Source organism: Variovorax sp. 20P10.2.4 (genome assembly GCF_058244205.1).
Window position 1 is genome coordinate 1 of record NZ_JBZAYE010000996.1, and the last position, 1,841, is coordinate 1,841.

Sequence of the window (1,841 nt, forward strand, 5' to 3'; positions counted from 1 at the left end):
GCTGGCGTCGAGCACGTCGTCGTTTCGGACCACGCCGAAGCGAAGGGCACCGCGGTGATGGAAGCTGGCGATTTTCATGGGCGTGGACATTGACCGAGAAGAGACGATCGATGATGCTGATGGAACGAAACGACAACAATCCGCCGAAAAAGAACGGATCGTTCTGCCAGCGGAACAGGAGACATGGACGATTTCAACGACCTCGCGCTGTTCGCGCACGTGGTGCAGCAGCAGGGCTTCAGCGCCGCGAGCCGGCACCTGGGCATTCCCAAGTCGCGCCTGAGCCGCCGCGTCGCGCAGCTCGAGGAACGGCTGGGCGTGCGGCTGCTGCAGCGCAGTTCGCGCCGGCTGCTGCTGACCCATGTCGGCGAGCAGTTCTACGAGCGCTGCCAGGCCACGGTGGCCGCGGGCGAGGAGGCCTTCGACGTGGTGCGCCAGGCCGTCGCGCGGCCGCAGGGGCCGCTGCGCGTGAGCGCGCCCTTCACGCTCGCGCAGTTCTGGCTCACGCCGCTGATCCCCGATTTCATGCGCGCCTTTCCCGAGGTGCGGCTCTCGCTGGAAGTGAGCCACCGGCGCGTCGATCCGCTGCAGGAGAACGTCGACGTGGTGCTGCGCGTGCGGCGTCCGCCGTTCGAGGACTCGAGCCTGGTCGCGCGGCCGCTGGGCCGCACGGTCGACGTGCTGCTCGCGAGCCCGGCGCTGCTCGAGCGCCTGGGCACGCCCGCGAGCCTCGACGACCTGGCCGCCTGGCCGATGCTCTCGCTGCCCGACACCGGCGAGCGCCACCTGTGGCGGCTGGAGCGGGGAAAGCAGGTGCACGAGCTGGACTTCGTGCCGCGCCTGGTCGCCGACGACATGTTCGCGCTCCGGCACGTGGCGCTGCAGGGCCTGGGCGTGGCGCTGCTGCCCGAGATCCTGTGCCGCGACGAGCTGCGCGAGGGCCGCCTGGTGCGCCTGTTTCCCGACTGGGCCTGCACCGCGAGCGAGATCCAGGCAGCCTTCGCCACGCGCCGCGGCATGCTGCCGGCGGTGCGCGCCTTCATCGACCACCTGCTGGCCCATCCGCCCGGCGCGCCGCAGCCGGGCGCTGGCTTATCCTGAACGGCTTCGCGCCTTTCGCCGCCCTTGCATCGAATTTCATCGAAAGAAGGAACAGACCCCATGACCCCCACGAACCCCACCGTCGCCGAGAAACGCGCGGCCTTCCGCGCGCTGCATGCCCAGGGCTGCTTCGTCATCCCCAACCCCTGGGACACCGGCAGCGCGCGCTACCTCGAAGGCCTGGGCTACAAGGCGCTCGCCACCACCAGCTCGGGCTTCGCCTGGTCGCATGGCCAGGCCGACGGCGCCATCGCGCGCGACGCGGTGCTCGCGCACCTGCGCGAACTGGTGGCGGCCACCTCGCTGCCGGTCAATGCCGATTTCGAGAACGGCTTCGGTGCCGATCCGCAGGCCGTGGCCCAGAGCGTGCGGCTCGCGGTCGAGACCGGCGTGGCCGGCCTGTCGATCGAGGACTCGACCGGCCATGCCGACGCGCCGCTGTTCCCGATCGAGGTCGCGGTCGAGCGCATGCGCGCCGCGCGCGGCGCCATCGATGCGGTGGGCGGCGACACGCTGCTGATCGGCCGCGCCGAGAACTTCTTCGCCGGCCGGCCCGACCTCGACGACGCGATCGCGCGCCTGAAGGCCTATGCCGAAGCCGGCGCCGACTGCCTCTACGCGCCCGGCATCAAGACGCGCGAGCAGATCGCGGCCGTGGTCGCGGCGGTCGCGCCCAAGCCGGTGAACCTGCTGGTCGGCGCGACCAGCGAACTCACGATGAAGGACATCGAGGCGCTCGG

General features: G+C 70.9%; 2 protein-coding genes. Both read left to right on the forward strand.

Annotated features, from left to right (window positions below; all coding sequences use genetic code 11):
- Positions 1–183: 183 nt before the first annotated feature.
- Positions 184–1,101 carry a LysR substrate-binding domain-containing protein gene (locus AC27VN_RS40350; RefSeq protein ID WP_490880345.1) on the forward strand — a complete coding sequence of 306 codons (918 nt, stop codon included), beginning with the start codon at positions 184–186 and terminating at the stop codon, positions 1,099–1,101.
- Positions 1,102–1,161: 60 nt separating this feature from the next.
- Positions 1,162–1,841: isocitrate lyase/PEP mutase family protein (locus tag AC27VN_RS40355; protein ID WP_490880346.1), on the forward strand; the 680-nt coding region annotated here is incomplete at its 3' end.

Bases quoted from the DNA above. Each gene is read 5' to 3' on its own strand.
- AC27VN_RS40350 (WP_490880345.1), top strand. From the start codon at position 184: ATGGACGATTTCAACGACCTCGCGCTGTTCGCGCACGTGGTGCAGCAG.